Raw genomic sequence first — 14,485 nt, 5'->3', positions numbered from 1 at the left:
GTCACCCTGTCACCCTGTCACCCTGTCACCCTGTCACCCTGTCACCCTGTCACCCTGTCACCCCGTCACCCCGTCACCCTGTCACCCCGTCACCCTGTCACCCCGTCACCCCGTCACCCCGTCACCCCTGTCACCCCGTCACCCGGCCCTACCTTCTCAGGAAACTTTCACATCGATCTGCCGAGGCTTGGCTTCATCCTTGCGCGGCAGGGTGATGGTCAACACGCCATCCCTGAAGTCGGCGGCCACCTTCTCGGAGTTCACCGTCGACGGCAGCGAGAACGAACGGCTGAATCCACCGTGCGCGCGCTCGATTCGATGGTACTGACCGTTCTTCACCTCGTGCGAGCGCTTCCGCTCCCCCTTCAGGGTCAACGTGTTGTTCTCGATGCTCAAGGTGATGTCTTCCTTGGCTACACCGGGCAGCTCCGCCTTCAGTACGACGTTCTGATCATCGTTCTCGTAGACGTCCACAGCCGGGAGCCAATCACCACGGCTCATCACATCGTCGTCCGATCGCCGTCCGGAGATGTCGTCGAACACGCGATTGAGCCGTTCGTGCACCGTTGCAAATTCGCGAAATGGATCGAAACGCACAATAGCCATTTATGACCTCCTTTTACACGGAACGGACCTGCGTCCCGGGCACCCGCATCTCTCGCGCCTCGAAGCCCGCGCGAGCGCCGGGTCGTTTTCCAAGTTCAGATGATAGCACAATATTAGTCCACGTAAAGCATACAATATGCGTCGATTACACTCATATATGTCGGACCAGTTCGCTCGCACGCGAACCTCGCCCTTTAAAACCTCGAACCGCGAACCCTGAACCTCGAACCCTCTGTATGATTAGGCGTGATGCTGCCCTTTCCTGAAGTCACTGAGCTCGCAGAGGAGGTTCGGCGGCTCTTCGACGAACTGGAACGGCCCCACACCGCCGCCTGGCGGTCGTCGGCTGGGGTCTACTCCCCTCCCCTGGATGTCATCGAACGCCACGACACGATCGAGATCTACCTCGACTTGGCGGGCGTCGCGGTCGAAGACGTGCGCGTCCTGTTCAAGGCCGGTACGCTGGTGGTTTGTGGCTGCAAGCGCCCTCCAGCGGGTGGGCAACCGACGGCCACGACCTTTCATCTGGTCGAGCGTGCCTACGGGCGCTTCGCACGTGCGGTGCGTATCTCGACGGCGATCGACATCCGGCGGAGCCGTGCCACGCTCGTGGCCGGCGAGGTCCGAATCGTGGTTCCCAAGCTCGAGGAGCGACGCGGCCAAGAGTTCGTCATTCCCGTAGAAAAGGGGTAAGCGGCAAGGGGCACAGGGCGAGGGGCGACGAGGGAGGGCAAGGGAACTGGATGCGGTTGTTGTTCATTGGTGACATTTTCGGCAAGCCGGGGCGCCAACTCCTCAAGCCTGCGGTCCCCCGACTGGTTCAGCAGCATGAGATCGACCTGGTTATCGCGAACGTCGAGAACGCCGCGGGCGGTTCCGGGATCACGCCGGAGACCGGCGCCGAGATTCTGGCGGCGGGCGTGGCGGTGATGACATCCGGCAACCACGTCTGGGACAAGCGCGAGGCAATTCAGTACATCGGCATCGAGCAACGATTGATTCGGCCCGCCAACTATCCACGCGGCGTGCCGGGGTTCGGCTCGTGCGTGGTCCACACCCCGAGTGGCGACCCGGTTGGCGTGCTCAACTTGATGGGTCGCGTGTTCATGCTGAGCATCGACGACCCCTTTCAGGCAGCGCTCGCAGAGATCGAGCGCCTCCGAGCGGAGACGTCGGTCATCGTCGTCGACTTCCATGCAGAAGCGACATCCGAGAAGATTGCAATGGGTTGGCACCTGGATGGACGCTGCACGGCCGTGCTCGGCACACACACGCATGTGCAGACCGCCGACGCTCGCGTCCTGCCCGGCGGAACCGCGTACATCACGGATGTCGGGATGACCGGGCCGCACGACTCGATCATTGGTGTCGAGAAGTCGGCTGCGCTCGGCCGTTTTCTCAACGCGATGCCCGCACGGTTCGACGCTGCCACGGGCGATCCGCGGCTGCACGCGGTGATCGTCACCACCGAGCCTGCGACCGGACGCGCGCTGACGATCGAGCGCCTGAGCCTGACCAAAGCAGAAATCGGCGGCCTGACGTGACCACGCTGTTCGATCTGCCATTCGAGGACGAGCCGCGCGAGCCTGCGGCACCGCCGCCGGTACAACAGCGGACCCGCCGTGTGCTGACGGTCCGTGAGCTGACCCAGCAGATTCGCGTCCGTCTGGAGGGTGCGTTTCGCGACGTCTGGGTCGAAGGAGAGCTCTCCAACTGCCGGCTCTGGACGACGGGGATCCTCTACTTCACGCTCAAGGATGATGACGCGCAGGTTCGCGGCGTCATGTTCCGGACGGCCGTGCGGTTTCTCCGATTCAAGCCACGAGACGGCATGCGCGTGCTCGTACGCGCCGGCGTCGGCGTCTACGAGCCCAGGGGCGAGTACCAGCTCATCGTCGAGGAAATGGAGCCGAAAGGCGTCGGCGCCCTGCAGCTGGCTTTCGAGCAACTCAAGAAGAAGCTCGAAGCCGAGGGGCTCTTCGACGCGTCACGCAAGCGCCCCTTACCGTTGCTGCCGCGCAAGATTGGAATCGTGACCTCGCTCGACGGCGCCGCGCTGCGCGACATGCTCAAGGTGCTCCGACAGCGACATGCGGCCGTACGCGTCGTCATCAGGCCGGCGCGTGTGCAAGGCGCCGGCGCCGCAGAAGAGGTCACCCGCAGCCTGCGCCAGCTCGCACGCCATGGCGACGTCGACGCCATCATCGTCGGTCGCGGCGGCGGTTCCATCGAGGATCTGTGGGCATTCAACGAAGAGGCTGTCGCGCGCGCCATCGCCGCCTGCCCGGTGCCGGTCATCTCCGCTGTCGGCCATCAAGTGGACTACACGATCGCCGACTTCGTCGCGGACGTCCGTGCGGCGACGCCCTCCAATGCCGCCGAGATCGTCGTTGCGCGAAAGGACGAGTTCTGTCAGCGGATTGACCGGTTGGTCGAGCGCATGCGCGCGCACGTGGACCAGGGCCTCAACCTGCGTCACCGGACGCTGTACGACGTGGCGACGCGGCGCGGGTTCATGCGCGTGCGGACGCGCCTGGCCTCTTCGGCCCGGCGCGCCGGCGAGGCCGCGCACGCCTTGCGCCACGTCCTGCGCGCCCATCTCTCGCAACGGCGGGGGACGCTCCACGAGCTGCGTTTGCGGCTCGAAGCGCAGGATCTCGGCCGGCGACTCCCGCATGCGCGGCGCCGACTGCACGTGGCCGAGACGAAGCTGCGCGCCACGCTCGACCTTCGTCGCCAGCGCGCCGACGGTCGTCTCCGGACGGCCGCTGGCAGACTCGACACGCTGAGCCCGCTCAGCGTGCTCGCACGCGGCTTCGCGCTGTGCTGGAGCGCGGACCGTTCCGTCCTGTTGCGCGATGCCCGCGCGGTCACGGCGGGCGACGAGGTTCACGTGCAGTTGCAGCACGGCGCGTTGGCGTGCCGCGTGGAGACGAGTCAACCCGATGATCGAGAGGACGAAACCGCGTAGCGCAGCACGCGAGGGACGCCGTACCCCCACGGGTACGTACCAGGAAATGTAGAGACCTCACGGGTTGGAGATCGCCATGACTGACGAAGTGAAGGACTTCGAGACGGCGCTCGCGGAGCTCGAGGGCATTGTCAAGACGCTCGAGGAGGGCGACCTGTCGCTCGAGCGGTCACTGCAGCTCTTCGAGCGCGGCGTGCAGCTATCGCGTTATTGCCACCAGCACCTCGAGGAGGCGGAGCGACGCATCGAGATCCTCACCGAGCGCGGCGAGCTTCGCGAGGCACCGCCCGCGCTGGGCCTGGATGCCGACGGTCCACGCTCTGGGTCCCGCACGTGAGCTGGTGATGCGCGAGGCCGAGACGCTCGACGGCTTCATCGAGAGCGCGCGCCGTGAGGTGGACGCGGCGCTCGATCAGTGGCTCCCACGTGAGCGGCTCGCACAGTCTGGAGCGCCGAGCTCGCCAGGCGTCGTCGAGGCGATGCGCTATAGCCTCTTTGCCGGCGGCAAGCGGTTCCGGTCGGTGCTCGCCTTGGCGGCTGCCGATGCTGTGGCAAGCGCTTACGATGACGCACGACAGCTGGCGCTCCCGGCGGCGTGTGCGCTCGAGATGATCCACACCTACTCGCTGATCCACGACGACCTGCCGGCGATGGACAACGACACCCTGCGCCGCGGTCGCCCGACGGCACATGTGGTCTACGGGGAAGCGCTAGCCATCCTCGCGGGGGATGCCCTGCTGACGGAAGCGTTCGGGCTGCTCGCGCGCGAGCCGGCGGTTGGCGTCGCCGCCGTCCACACGCGCAAGCTGCGCACGATTGGGCTCATCGCCTCCGCCGCCGGGGCGCTCGGCATGGTCGGGGGGCAGGTGCTCGATCTCGAGCTCGAGGGGCGGCCGCCTCAAACGGACGAGGCGACGGGACTTCTCAGCGATCTGCACGCGCGCAAGACGGGCGCGCTCATCCGGGCAGCGGCCAGTGCTGGTGCGCTCATGGCCGGTGCCGCCGAGGAGCAGCTCGTCGCCATCGATGACTACGCCGCTCAGCTCGGCCTGTGCTTCCAGATTGTTGACGATGTGTTGGATGTCGAGGGGGCGGCGGAAGATTTGGGCAAGACGGCTGGGAAGGACGCCGCCGCCGGCAAGCTGACGTATCCGGCCGTCTACGGCCTCGAGGAGTCGAAGCGCCTCGCCCGCTCTTGCGTCGAGCAGGCGCACGCCGCCCTCGCCCGGGAGGGCCTCGCTGGCCACCTGCCCGCCTTGGCAACGTGGATCAGGGAAAGACGGAAATAGAGTGGGGCCCCTTGATCCCTTGACCCCTTGATCCCTTGATCCCTTGATCCCTTGATCCCTACGTCTATGCCCAGACTCCGCTTGGACACGCTCCTCGTGAACCGGGGGCTCGCGGCGTCGCGAGAACGGGCCCGGGCAATGGTGCTCGCCGGGCGCGTCCGTGTGAAAATGCTGCCGCAACCGAAGCCGGGGGCGTTGGTCGACGAGCAGGTGGAGATCGAGCTGCTCGGGCCCGATCACCCGTATGTGAGCCGAGGCGGTATCAAGCTCGCGCACGCACTCGATGCGCTCGGCCTGATCGTCGAGGGACGCGAGGCCCTGGATATCGGCGCATCCACCGGCGGTTTCACAGATGTTCTGCTACGTCGCGGCGCAACGGCGGTCGTCGCGCTCGACGTCGGCCATGGCCAACTCGACTGGCGGCTGCGCAACGACCCGCGCGTCTTCGTCGTCGAAGGCGTGAACGCCCGCGCGCTGACGCCGGGCCAGCTTCCCGACCATCGTCGCAGCTTCGATATCGTCACAATTGATGTAGCCTTCATCTCGCTCCGATACATACTGCCAGTCGTGCCTCCGTTGCTCCGGCTCGGCGCAAACGTCCTCGCGCTCGTCAAGCCGCAATTCGAGGCGGGACGTGCAGAGGTTGGGAGCGGCGGCGTCGTGAGGGATCCGGCGATCCGGCTGCGGGTGGTCGACGAGGTCACGCGCGCGGCAGCCGATCTCGGCCTGCGGACATGCGGCACCGTGCCTTCGCCGATCACGGGGGCCGAGGGCAATGTCGAGATCTTCGTTCACCTGCGCGCGGGGTCCAATGACAGGGCAGCAAGTGATGGCTGAGACAGGTACCACCACGAGCCCGAGGAAGATCCAACGTGTTGGCCTCGTGGCCAAGCCTCACCTGGAAGAGGCGATTGGCGTGCTCGCCGACATCGTCAACTGGCTCGAGGCGCGCGGCTGGAGCGCCCTGTTCGACGCTCCGACGGCGGCGCTATGCGGTTCAGTGCACGCGACGCGGGTCGTCGACGACGACGACCGCTTTCCTCACGAGGTAGACCTCATCGTGGTCCTGGGCGGCGACGGGACACTGCTCGCGACAGCCAGCCGCATTGCGCGCGCCGACGCGGACATTCCCATTCTGGGTGTGAACTTCGGCAGTCTCGGCTTCCTGACCGAGGTCACCTTGGGCGAGCTGTACGGGGCGCTCGAATTGGCATTGGCCGGGCAGACCGCCGAAGATCCGCGCCTCATGCTCGAAGTACGGATCGAGGCGTCCGATGGCAATCGTGGCCCTTGGATCGCCCTCAACGACATCGTGATCACGCGCGGCGCCCTACCTCGCATGATCGACCTCGACGTCATGGTCGACGGTCAACCCGTGGCGCGCTTCAAGTCCGACGGCCTCATCGTTGCGTCGCCTACTGGATCCACGGCGTACAACCTCTCGGCCGGCGGTCCCATCGTTCATCCGTCGGTGCCGGCGATCGTGCTTACGCCGATTGCGCCGCACACTCTGACCAACCGGCCCGTCGTGATACCGGGAAGGTCGACGGTCCGCGTACAGGGGCGCAAGGAGTCGATGACGGATGCTCGGTCGGACATCTACGTCACCGTCGACGGGCAAACCAGTGTGCCGTTGCCAGCGGGCAGCGTTGCGACCGTGACCGCCGCGCCCAAGCTGCTGCGGCTCCTACGGCCGACGGCCCGCACCTATTTCGACGTGCTCCGCGAAAAGCTGAAGTGGGCGGAGCGGTAGCTAGCCTTTCCCTCGGCGTTCCCGGAAGTAGCGAACCTGGTACTCCCGGACGTTCTTGTTGTGCTCATCGAGGGTGTGCGCGAAGACATGGGACCCGTCGTTCCGGCTGACGAAGTACAGGTAATCGACAGACGCGGGTTCGAGCGCGGCGGTCAGTGATGCGCGGCCGGGGGCTGCGATGGGCCCCGGTGGCAAGCCCGGGTACTTGTAGGTGTTATACGGCGAGTCGAGACGCAAGTCGGCTCGTGAGAGATTGCCCTCGTAACGCCCGGTCTTGGTGAGCGCGTAGATGATTGTCGGGTCGGAATAGAGACCGATCCCTTTCTGGAGTCGATTCGCAAAAACGGCTGCGACGAGTGAACGCTCGTGATCCTGGCCGGTCTCCTTCTCGACCATCGACGCCAGCGTTACCAGCTCACGCACGGTCTGCCCGCTCCCGCTCACCCGCGCGCGCATGCGATCGTCGAACACCGCCTTGAACCGTCCGACCATCTGATTCACGAGCTCTCGCGCATCGACACGCCGCGGCAGGTTGTACGTGTCGGGAAACAAGTAGCCTTCGAGATCCCGTGCGTCAGGATCGAGATCGCGAATGGGTGTTGGATCAGAAGCCGCTTCCAGGAAGTGCTGTTCGGCCCCAAAGCCTTTCGCGTTGAAAAGCGTCGCCATCTCGGCAATCGTCAGCCCTTCGGGTATCGTGAGCGGGCGCAGGTAGACGTCCCCCCGCGCTAGCTTGTCGACGACCTCCAGCATCGAGGCTGGTCGACCGAAGCGGTATTCGCCTGCCTTGAGGGCCCGGCCGCGCGCGCCGAGCCGGACCGCCACACGAAAGGCAATCCGATCGCGGACCACGCCACTCTCGACGAGGCGGTCGCCGATGGCACGCTGTGAGCTGCCCGCCCGGATGTCGACGAACTGCTCATCCGCAGCGTAGCCCTTGTAGGGCGTCACCACACGATAGGCGATGACACCCAACAGCACGCCAACCGCGGCAAACACGAGAAGTGTGAGCAACAACCAACGACGCATCGATCTCCATTCCCCACTGCACGCCAGGCCGCGGCTCAGGACTCGGCCCGTTGGTCCAGGTACTCCTGGAGAATAACGGCTGCCGCCGCCGCATCGAGCCGGGCCTTCCGACGGCGCCAGTCCTTCTCACGCTGGGCCAGCAGACTCTCGGCTTCGACGCTCGTGAGGCGCTCACCACAGAGCGCGATCGGCACCGAGACCTGTCCCCGCAGCTCTGCGACGAACTTGAGCACGCGCGCGGTCTGGTCGTTCGGGCTGCCGTTGAGACGGAGCGGCAGCCCCACGACAATCGTCGTCAAACCCTCCTCCTCACCGATGAGGCGGGCGACCAACGCCACGACCTGTGGGAGGGCGTTCCCGTGCAGGACCACGAGCGGCCGGGCAATGGTCCCCGACGGGTCGCTAATGGCGACTCCGGTCCGCTTCTGCCCGACGTCCAGACCGAGGACTCTCATCATCACCGATTCTTGTACAATAGAGCGCAGCGTCCACGGCAGCCAAATGCGTAAAGGCGACTTCCCGGTGGCGCACCTGAGCTGTTATGTCTTCCCGCACGCGTCTGACAATCGTTCTCCTCTCGATGCCCCTGATGGTGTTTGCCGTCGTGGGCGGCTGGCTCGGACGTCACGCCTCCGCGAGAGAAAATACGTTCCAGCATCTCCGGGTGTTCGAGGATGTGGTCTCCCTCATCGTAAACAACTACTTCGAGGAGGCGAACACCGAAGAGGTCCTGGACGGTGCGATGCGCGGCCTCGCCGAGGGGCTCGATCCAGATTGCGCCTACTTGACGCCCGAGCAAGCGCGGCAGCTCGAGAACGGCGACGCGGCGCCAGACGGCACGACCGGGATAGAGCTGACGCGCCAGTTCTACCTGCGTGTCGTGGCGGTGCGCGATAGATCGCCGGCCGCGAAGGCGGGCCTCCGAACCGGCGATTACGTCCGCGCCATCGATGGAAAATCGACACGCCCGATGTCGGTGTTCGAGGGCCGGCAGCTGCTGGCCGGCGCGGTCGGCTCCTCGGTCAAGCTGACGGTTCTACGCGGCAGCGCTGCAGAGCCGCACGACGTCGCGCTGACCCGGGCCAAGCAGCCAGCCGTGGAAGTGACGGCACGCATGCAAGCTCCAGGCGTTGGATACCTGCGCATCGCAGCGTTTGGACCGCAGGTAGCCGATGAGGTCGCAGCGGGCATCGAACAGCTCAAGGGTCAGGGGGCGACTCGGCTCATCGTCGACGTCCGTCATACGGCGGAGGGCGAGCCGGAGGCCGGCATCGACGTCGCGCGCCTGTTCGTGAAGAGCGGCACGCTCGGCATCAAAGAGGTGCGGAACGAGCCCAAGACCACCTATAGCACGCGTGAGGGCGATGGAAGCGTGACCTGGCCGGTGGTGCTGCTCGCCACGAACGGGTCATCGAGCGCGGCTGAGACGTTTGCCGCGGCGCTGGTGGGCAACAAGCGCGCGACGCTAATCGGCGAGCACACGCTGGGACGCGCCGGCCTCCAAAAGCTCGTCGCGTTGCCAGACGGCAGTGGCCTCTGGCTCACCTATGCGCGCTTCCTCGATCCCGCTGGCAAGCCCATTCACGGTGAAGGGCTCGAGCCGCAGGTCGAAGTCGACGAGCCGGACGTCGAGTTCGGCCAGGAGGCGCCCACCAAGGATCAGATTCTCGAGAAAGGGCTCGAGCACCTGTCGAAGACGGAAAAGCGGGCGGCCTAGGACGTCTCGCCGAGGCACGATGGTAGGGCGCGCTCGCCGAGCGCGCCGTCACGGACGCCGTCGGCGAAGCGTCCTTACCTAATCCTAGTGCCCGCGGCTCACTCCGCGTCCACCATCGCGCGCAGTCGTGCCACCACATCCTCCCCTGCGAAGTGAAGCGTCTGCCAGCCGAGTTGGGCAGCCACGTCGACGTTCTCGCGGCGATCGTCGACGAAGAGGGCGCGCGCGGGCGCCACGTTCAGGCGGTCCAGACACGCCTGGTAGATCGCCGGATCCGGCTTCACGATGCCGAGCTCATACGACACGACGACGGTATCGAACCATTCGTCGAGCGCACGCTCGGCGCGGAGGCGCGCCATGACTTCTGGGATGCCGTTCGACAGCATCCCCACGCGTCTCCCGCGCGCTCGGAACCTGCGTGCGATCTCCCACACCTCTTCGCGGTAGACCAGCCAGGACTGGACGTCCAGCTCGACGAGCTGCGAGACGAACCCATCGTCCCCGCCTTCGCTCGCCAATGGCGAGCTTCGGCGAGGCCTCGCCGAATAGACAGCGGAGGGGGGAAGCTCGCCGGAGGCGAGCGAAGGCGGCGCGAGATCGTGGAGGACGCGTTCCCAGTACACCGCGGCCGGAAGCCCAAGGTCGTAGTCACGACGGTATCGCCAGTACGCCTCGTGCCAGCGCTCGGCGGTGGCCGACACGGAGCGCATCATGGTCTCGACGATCGTCGCGGGCTGGTCGCAACAGAGCACGCCGCCGTAGTCGAGAACGAGCGCATCGACGTTCACCATTGCCTCATCTTACTCGGACGCAGCGCGAGGGCTCATCGCCGCTGGTCGCGCGCGTGCGCTCCACACGCCATGCGATGCGCACGCACCTGCAAAATGTCGCGATTTTTCGGCCTCTCACGACTGATTCCTGCTTGACAGCCCGAGATCGCTCGCGTATAAGCGATGGACACGACTGCGGTGGCGCCGTGCGCGCGTGAGACAAACCGCAAGGAGGCTCCATGAACAAGCAGGATCTGATCGCCAAGATTGCGAAGGACACTGGCATTACGAAGACCGCTGCGGCAGCGGCCCTTGACTCCTTCTTCGAGGGCCTCAAGAAGTCGCTGAAGAAGGGTACCGCGGTGACGTTCGTCGGCTTCGGCACGTTCAAGACCGCTCAGCGCAAAGCGCGGACCGCGCGCAACCCCCAGACCGGAGCAACCATCAAGATTCCAAAGCGGCGCGTCGTGCGGTTCACGCCTGGCAAGGCGTTGAAGTCGGCGATCAACTGACATTCCGCGCGCGCCTCTGACGAACGAGATGGTGGGGCCGAGAGCCAAGCCGGCGAGGCGGTGCGCCGCTCCCGGCTCCCACCGTGACGACCTGCGCCGGGCAGCGCCCCTGCAACCGGTTCTGCCGACCTCCCCACGTCACCCAGCACCCAGAGAGCTTAACCAGGTGTCTCCGTACGTAGCGCAGGCCTTCAGGCCTGCCCATCGGACAGGCATGGTAATGGTGCGGCCGCAGGCAGGCCTAAAGGCCCGCGCTACAATTGACGCGCCTCGCGGCCGGCTGTTATCATGAGCGGTCGCGCAAGGGCTTGTACTCCAAGCTGTAGGCGCGTAGCTCAGTGGTTAGAGCGCCTGCTTGACACGCAGGAGGTCGGCGGTTCGAGTCCGCCCGTGCCTACCAATCCATTGATACTCAGGCGCGGACGCCTCGGCGAGGCGTCCCTACCACGGCGATGGGAGGGCGCGTTCGCCGAACGCGTCGTCGGCCCCTAGGAATCTTGGCGCGCGTAATACCGCATGGCTCACCTCACCGTCACGCTTCCCGATGGCTCCGTCCGCAGCGTGCCCTCCGGTACTGTTGTGCACGACCTCGCCGCCACGATTTCACCGCGACTGGCTGCCGACGCCCTCGTCGCGTCGGTCGACGACCGCCTCGTGGATCTGACGTATCCGCTCGAGGCCGACGCGACGGTTCGCTTCATCACGCCAGATCAGCCCGAAGCGCTGATGGTGTATCGGCACAGCACGGCGCACCTGCTCGCAGCCGCGGTGACCGCGCTCTTTCCCGAAGCGCAGTGTGGGATCGGCCCGGCCACCGACGAAGGGTTCTTCTACGATTTCGTCGTGTCGCGGCCGTTCGTGCCTGCCGACCTCGCGGACATCGAGACGAAGATGCGTGAGCTCGCGGCTCAGGATCTCGCGTTCGAGCGACAGATGTGGCCGCGCCAGGAAGCCATCGACTTCTTTCGAGCTCGCGGCGAGCCACTGAAAATGGAGCTGATCGAGGAGAAGACGGCCGGACAACGCGAGGTCTCCTGCTACCCGATCAAGGATCGTCAGACGTTCGTCGACTTCTGCGTGGGCCCGCACGTCCCGTCGACCGGCCGGCTCGAGGCGTTCAAGCTGCTCTCGACCTCGAACGCGTACTGGAAAGGCGATGCGCGCAACCAGCCCATGCAGCGCATCTCTGGGACGGCGTTCCCGTCACGCGCGGCGCTCGACGCGCATCTGCATCGGCTCGAAGAGGCCAAGAAGCGAGACCATCGCAAGCTAGGCAAGGAGCTCGGGCTGTTCACGTCTCATCCGTGGGCGCCGGGCGCCGCCTTTTGGCTGGCGAAAGGGACGACGCTCTACAATCTGCTCGCCGCGTACATGCGTGAGGTGCTCGTCCCTGAGGGCTATATCGAGATCAAGACGCCGCTCATCTTCAACAAGGCGCTCTGGGAAACGTCTGGCCACTGGGACCACTATCGCGACAACATGTTCCTCATCGAGGCCGAAGAGGAGCAGATGAGCGTCAAGCCGATGAACTGCCCCGGCCACTTCCTGGTGTTCGCCAGCGAGGGACGGAGCTACCGCGATCTGCCGCTGCGCTTCTACGAGCAGACGCCGCTCCACCGCAAGGAGGCGTCCGGTGTGCTCTCGGGATTGACACGCGTTCGACAGTTCTCTCAGGACGATGCGCATTGCTTCCTGACCGAGGAGCAGATTCGCGAGGAGATCGAGCGGCTGCTGCGGCTCATCCAGCGCGTGTACGGCGACTTCGGCTTGAGCTATGCGGTCAAGCTGTCGACGCGGCCCGAAGACTTCCTCGGTGAGGCTGGCTCGTGGGACCGCGCCCAGGAGCAGCTCGCCCACGCGCTCGATGCGGCCGGACAGCCCTTCACGCGTGCGGCGGGTGAGGGTGCCTTCTACGGCCCCAAGATCGACGTCGACGTCACCGATGCGATCGGCCGCAAATGGCAGTGCGCCACGATCCAGCTCGATTACGAGATGCCGCGCCGGTTCGACTTGAAGTACATCGGCGCCGACAACGCCGAGCACCGCCCCGCGGTGATCCACCGTGCGATCGTGGGGAGCTTCGAGCGTTTCATCGCGCTGCTCATCGAGCACTATGCGGGGGCCTTCCCGCTGTGGCTTGCGCCGGTACAGGTCCTGGTGTTACCTATCTCGGACAAGCACGTCGAGTACGCGCGGCAGGTTCATGCAACGCTCGAACGGGCGGAGCTCCGCGCGGGCCTCGACGATCGAACCGAGAAGATCGGGTACAAGATCAGGGAGGCGCAGCTCCAGAAGGTGCCGTACATGCTCGTCGTCGGCAACCGGGAGGCGGCGGAGCGCACCGTGGCGGTCCGCAGCCGCAGCGAGGGTGATCTCGGCAGCTTTTCCGTCGACGAGCTCGTCGGACAGCTTCGGGAGGAGAGCGCCAGTAAGGGTCAGCGCATACTGTCGAGTGTGCAGAGCTGATCGAGACGCAAACGGGCCGCTGAAATAGGACGGCCGTCACCGAGGAGGAAGCGCCATCGCGTTCAGGCCTGGTATGCGAGCACCCCGGCGAGACACTCGCGCGAGGGTAAACGAGCGCATCCGTACACGTGAGGTGCGCGTCATTGACGAGAATGGACAGCAGCTCGGCATCATGCCGCCGCAACAGGCCGTCGCGCTTGCACGTCAGCGCGGGCTGGACCTCGTCGAGGTCGCGGCGACGGCCACACCACCGGTCTGCCGGATCACCGATTACGGCAAGTATCAGTACAACGAGCAGAAGCGACAGCGCCAAGCGCGACAACACCAGAAGACGATCGAGATCAAGGAGATCAAGTTCCGTCCCAAGGTGAGCGAGCACGACTATCAGTTCAAGAAGAAGCACGTCGAGCGCTTCTTGCACGACGGCGACAAGGTCAAGGCCACGATCTTCTTCCGCGGGCGGGAGATGGCCCACCCCGAGATCGGCCGGCGAATCCTCGAGCGCCTGGTTCAGGAGCTGGCCGAGACTGCCGTCATCGAGACGGCGCCCCGGATGGAAGGCAACCAGATGCACGCGCTGCTCGGCCCGCGCGCTCCCGCGCGGAAGTCGGCGGAGTCATAACCGCGCACCAACGCGTACGCGAAGGAACGAGCGATCATGCAGAAGGCAAAGGGCCGCTCCAAGCTCAAGACGCACAGAGGGGCGGCCAAGCGATTCAAGACATCGGCACGCGGCAAGGTCATGCGAAACACCGCGTTCCATCGGCATCTCCTCACCGGCAAGCCGCAGCACCGGAAGCGGCAGCAGCGGGGCGCGCGCGAAGTGTCCCCGTCTGACGCCGCGCGCATCAAGCGCATGTTGCCGTACGAATAAATGAGGGTCTGAAAGGCGACCGTAGTAGCGCAGGCCTTTAGGCCTGCCAGCAGCACGCGGACAAGGCCACTGCAGGCCTAAAGGCCTGCGCTACGGCTTTGATCGCCATCACGAGGAACGACAATGCGAGTAAAGCGAGGCTCACACCGGCGCCAGACGCGAAAGAAGACGCTGTCGCTGGCCAAGGGGTACTTCGGCGGAAAAAGCCGCCTCTATCGATACGCGAAGGAGGCGGTTGAGCGAGCGGGACGGTTTGCCTACATCGGACGCCGCCGCAAGAAGCGAGACTTCCGCCGACTCTGGGTGATCCGCATCAACGCCGCGGCGCGCGAGAACGGTCTCAGCTACGGCCAGCTCATCGCCGGTCTCAAGTCCGCCAACGTGCCGCTCGACCGCAAGGTGCTCGCCGACTTGGCAGTCAAGGATCCGCAGGCGTTTGCCGCGGTCGCAAGCCTCGCCAAACAGGCGCCTCGGGCTCCAGAAGCTTCCGCGTAGGTC

General features: G+C 65.6%; 17 protein-coding genes and 1 tRNA gene. 14 read left to right on the top strand and 4 right to left on the bottom strand.

The window, feature by feature from the left end; translation table 11 throughout:
* Positions 1-156: 156 nt before the first annotated feature.
* Positions 157-606 carry an Hsp20 family protein gene (locus tag GEV06_18235; protein MPZ19831.1) on the bottom strand — a complete coding sequence of 150 codons (450 nt, stop codon included), beginning with the start codon at positions 604-606 and terminating at the stop codon, positions 157-159.
* Between the two features lie 249 nt (positions 607-855).
* On the opposite strand from GEV06_18235, the gene GEV06_18230 reads away from it, so the two are divergent.
* The 7 genes from GEV06_18230 to GEV06_18200 all read left to right on the top strand — a co-directional run bounded on the left by GEV06_18230 (position 856) and on the right by GEV06_18200 (position 6,619).
* Positions 856-1,299 (top strand): Hsp20 family protein, encoded by a 444-nt coding sequence (locus GEV06_18230; protein ID MPZ19830.1) that lies wholly within the window; start codon positions 856-858, stop codon positions 1,297-1,299.
* 50 nt (positions 1,300-1,349) lie between these two features.
* Positions 1,350-2,150, top strand: coding sequence for a TIGR00282 family metallophosphoesterase (locus GEV06_18225; GenBank protein MPZ19829.1), 801 nt, complete (start codon positions 1,350-1,352; stop codon positions 2,148-2,150).
* A gap of 14 nt (positions 2,151-2,164) precedes the next feature.
* Entirely contained in the window at positions 2,165-3,577 is a 1,413-nt protein-coding gene (locus GEV06_18220; GenBank protein MPZ19828.1) for an exodeoxyribonuclease VII large subunit, read from the top strand.
* A 76-nt stretch (positions 3,578-3,653) separates the two neighbouring features.
* On the top strand, positions 3,654-3,914 hold the full coding sequence (locus GEV06_18215; GenBank protein MPZ19827.1) for an exodeoxyribonuclease VII small subunit: 261 nt from the start codon (positions 3,654-3,656) through the stop codon (positions 3,912-3,914).
* 7 nt (positions 3,915-3,921) lie between these two features.
* A complete protein-coding gene (locus GEV06_18210; protein ID MPZ19826.1) occupies positions 3,922-4,866 on the top strand; it encodes a hypothetical protein in 945 nt (314 codons plus the stop codon).
* A gap of 66 nt (positions 4,867-4,932) precedes the next feature.
* A complete protein-coding gene (locus tag GEV06_18205; GenBank protein MPZ19825.1) occupies positions 4,933-5,703 on the top strand; it encodes a TlyA family rRNA (cytidine-2'-O)-methyltransferase in 771 nt (256 codons plus the stop codon).
* On the top strand, positions 5,642-6,619 hold the full coding sequence (locus GEV06_18200; protein MPZ19824.1) for an NAD(+) kinase: 978 nt from the start codon (positions 5,642-5,644) through the stop codon (positions 6,617-6,619). Before GEV06_18205 ends, GEV06_18200 begins: the two co-directional genes overlap by 62 nt.
* Here GEV06_18200 and mltG read toward each other — a convergent pair whose 3' ends face one another.
* Together mltG and ruvX are read right to left on the bottom strand one after the other, a co-directional pair.
* Positions 6,620-7,648, bottom strand: a complete 1,029-nt coding sequence (mltG, locus tag GEV06_18195) for an endolytic transglycosylase MltG (protein ID MPZ19823.1) — start codon at positions 7,646-7,648, stop codon at positions 6,620-6,622.
* Positions 7,649-7,683: 35 nt separating this feature from the next.
* Positions 7,684-8,106, bottom strand: a complete 423-nt coding sequence (gene ruvX, locus GEV06_18190) for a Holliday junction resolvase RuvX (protein MPZ19822.1) — start codon at positions 8,104-8,106, stop codon at positions 7,684-7,686.
* A gap of 83 nt (positions 8,107-8,189) precedes the next feature.
* Between ruvX and GEV06_18185 the strand changes: the two genes are divergently transcribed.
* A complete protein-coding gene (locus GEV06_18185; protein MPZ19821.1) occupies positions 8,190-9,365 on the top strand; it encodes a PDZ domain-containing protein in 1,176 nt (391 codons plus the stop codon).
* 98 nt (positions 9,366-9,463) lie between these two features.
* Here GEV06_18185 and GEV06_18180 read toward each other — a convergent pair whose 3' ends face one another.
* On the bottom strand, positions 9,464-10,156 hold the full coding sequence (locus GEV06_18180) for an HAD-IA family hydrolase (protein MPZ19820.1): 693 nt from the start codon (positions 10,154-10,156) through the stop codon (positions 9,464-9,466).
* 218 nt (positions 10,157-10,374) lie between these two features.
* On the opposite strand from GEV06_18180, the gene GEV06_18175 reads away from it, so the two are divergent.
* The 6 genes from GEV06_18175 (at position 10,375) to rplT (ending at position 14,482) form a co-directional block, all read left to right on the top strand.
* Positions 10,375-10,647 (top strand): DNA-binding protein HU, encoded by a 273-nt coding sequence (locus GEV06_18175; protein MPZ19819.1) that lies wholly within the window; start codon positions 10,375-10,377, stop codon positions 10,645-10,647.
* Between the two features lie 324 nt (positions 10,648-10,971).
* Positions 10,972-11,047: transfer RNA gene (locus GEV06_18170), tRNA-Val, on the top strand.
* Positions 11,048-11,163: 116 nt separating this feature from the next.
* Positions 11,164-13,113, top strand: a complete 1,950-nt coding sequence (gene thrS / locus GEV06_18165; GenBank protein MPZ19818.1) for a threonine--tRNA ligase — start codon at positions 11,164-11,166, stop codon at positions 13,111-13,113.
* 73 nt (positions 13,114-13,186) lie between these two features.
* On the top strand, positions 13,187-13,735 hold the full coding sequence (locus GEV06_18160; GenBank protein MPZ19817.1) for a translation initiation factor IF-3: 549 nt from the start codon (positions 13,187-13,189) through the stop codon (positions 13,733-13,735).
* A 36-nt stretch (positions 13,736-13,771) separates the two neighbouring features.
* Positions 13,772-13,987, top strand: a complete 216-nt coding sequence (rpmI, locus tag GEV06_18155; protein MPZ19816.1) for a 50S ribosomal protein L35 — start codon at positions 13,772-13,774, stop codon at positions 13,985-13,987.
* Positions 13,988-14,110: 123 nt separating this feature from the next.
* A complete protein-coding gene (rplT, locus tag GEV06_18150; protein ID MPZ19815.1) occupies positions 14,111-14,482 on the top strand; it encodes a 50S ribosomal protein L20 in 372 nt (123 codons plus the stop codon).
* Positions 14,483-14,485 lie beyond the last annotated feature (3 nt).

This window comes from Luteitalea sp., from assembly GCA_009377605.1.
In the GTDB taxonomy this organism is placed as follows: Bacteria; Acidobacteriota; Vicinamibacteria; order Vicinamibacterales; family Vicinamibacteraceae; genus WHTT01.
This window is presented reverse-complemented; position numbering and strand designations above follow the sequence as displayed.

Excerpts from the sequence above, each read along its gene's own strand:
- GEV06_18230 (MPZ19830.1), top strand. The coding sequence starts at position 856 with ATGCTGCCCTTTCCTGAAGTCACTGAGCTCGCAGAGGAGGTTCGGCGG.
- rplT (MPZ19815.1), top strand. The coding sequence starts at position 14,111 with ATGCGAGTAAAGCGAGGCTCACACCGGCGCCAGACGCGAAAGAAGACG.
- GEV06_18225 (MPZ19829.1), top strand. The coding sequence starts at position 1,350 with ATGCGGTTGTTGTTCATTGGTGACATTTTCGGCAAGCCGGGGCGCCAA.
- mltG (MPZ19823.1), bottom strand. The coding sequence starts at position 7,648 with ATGCGTCGTTGGTTGTTGCTCACACTTCTCGTGTTTGCCGCGGTTGGC.
- GEV06_18175 (MPZ19819.1), top strand. The coding sequence starts at position 10,375 with ATGAACAAGCAGGATCTGATCGCCAAGATTGCGAAGGACACTGGCATT.
- thrS (MPZ19818.1), top strand. The coding sequence starts at position 11,164 with ATGGCTCACCTCACCGTCACGCTTCCCGATGGCTCCGTCCGCAGCGTG.
- GEV06_18200 (MPZ19824.1), top strand. The coding sequence starts at position 5,642 with ATGTCGAGATCTTCGTTCACCTGCGCGCGGGGTCCAATGACAGGGCAG.
- rpmI (MPZ19816.1), top strand. The coding sequence starts at position 13,772 with ATGCAGAAGGCAAAGGGCCGCTCCAAGCTCAAGACGCACAGAGGGGCG.
- GEV06_18235 (MPZ19831.1), bottom strand. The coding sequence starts at position 606 with ATGGCTATTGTGCGTTTCGATCCATTTCGCGAATTTGCAACGGTGCAC.
- GEV06_18215 (MPZ19827.1), top strand. The coding sequence starts at position 3,654 with ATGACTGACGAAGTGAAGGACTTCGAGACGGCGCTCGCGGAGCTCGAG.
- GEV06_18160 (MPZ19817.1), top strand. The coding sequence starts at position 13,187 with ATGCGAGCACCCCGGCGAGACACTCGCGCGAGGGTAAACGAGCGCATC.
- GEV06_18180 (MPZ19820.1), bottom strand. The coding sequence starts at position 10,156 with ATGGTGAACGTCGATGCGCTCGTTCTCGACTACGGCGGCGTGCTCTGT.
- ruvX (MPZ19822.1), bottom strand. The coding sequence starts at position 8,106 with ATGATGAGAGTCCTCGGTCTGGACGTCGGGCAGAAGCGGACCGGAGTC.
- GEV06_18205 (MPZ19825.1), top strand. The coding sequence starts at position 4,933 with ATGCCCAGACTCCGCTTGGACACGCTCCTCGTGAACCGGGGGCTCGCG.
- GEV06_18185 (MPZ19821.1), top strand. The coding sequence starts at position 8,190 with ATGTCTTCCCGCACGCGTCTGACAATCGTTCTCCTCTCGATGCCCCTG.
- GEV06_18210 (MPZ19826.1), top strand. The coding sequence starts at position 3,922 with ATGCGCGAGGCCGAGACGCTCGACGGCTTCATCGAGAGCGCGCGCCGT.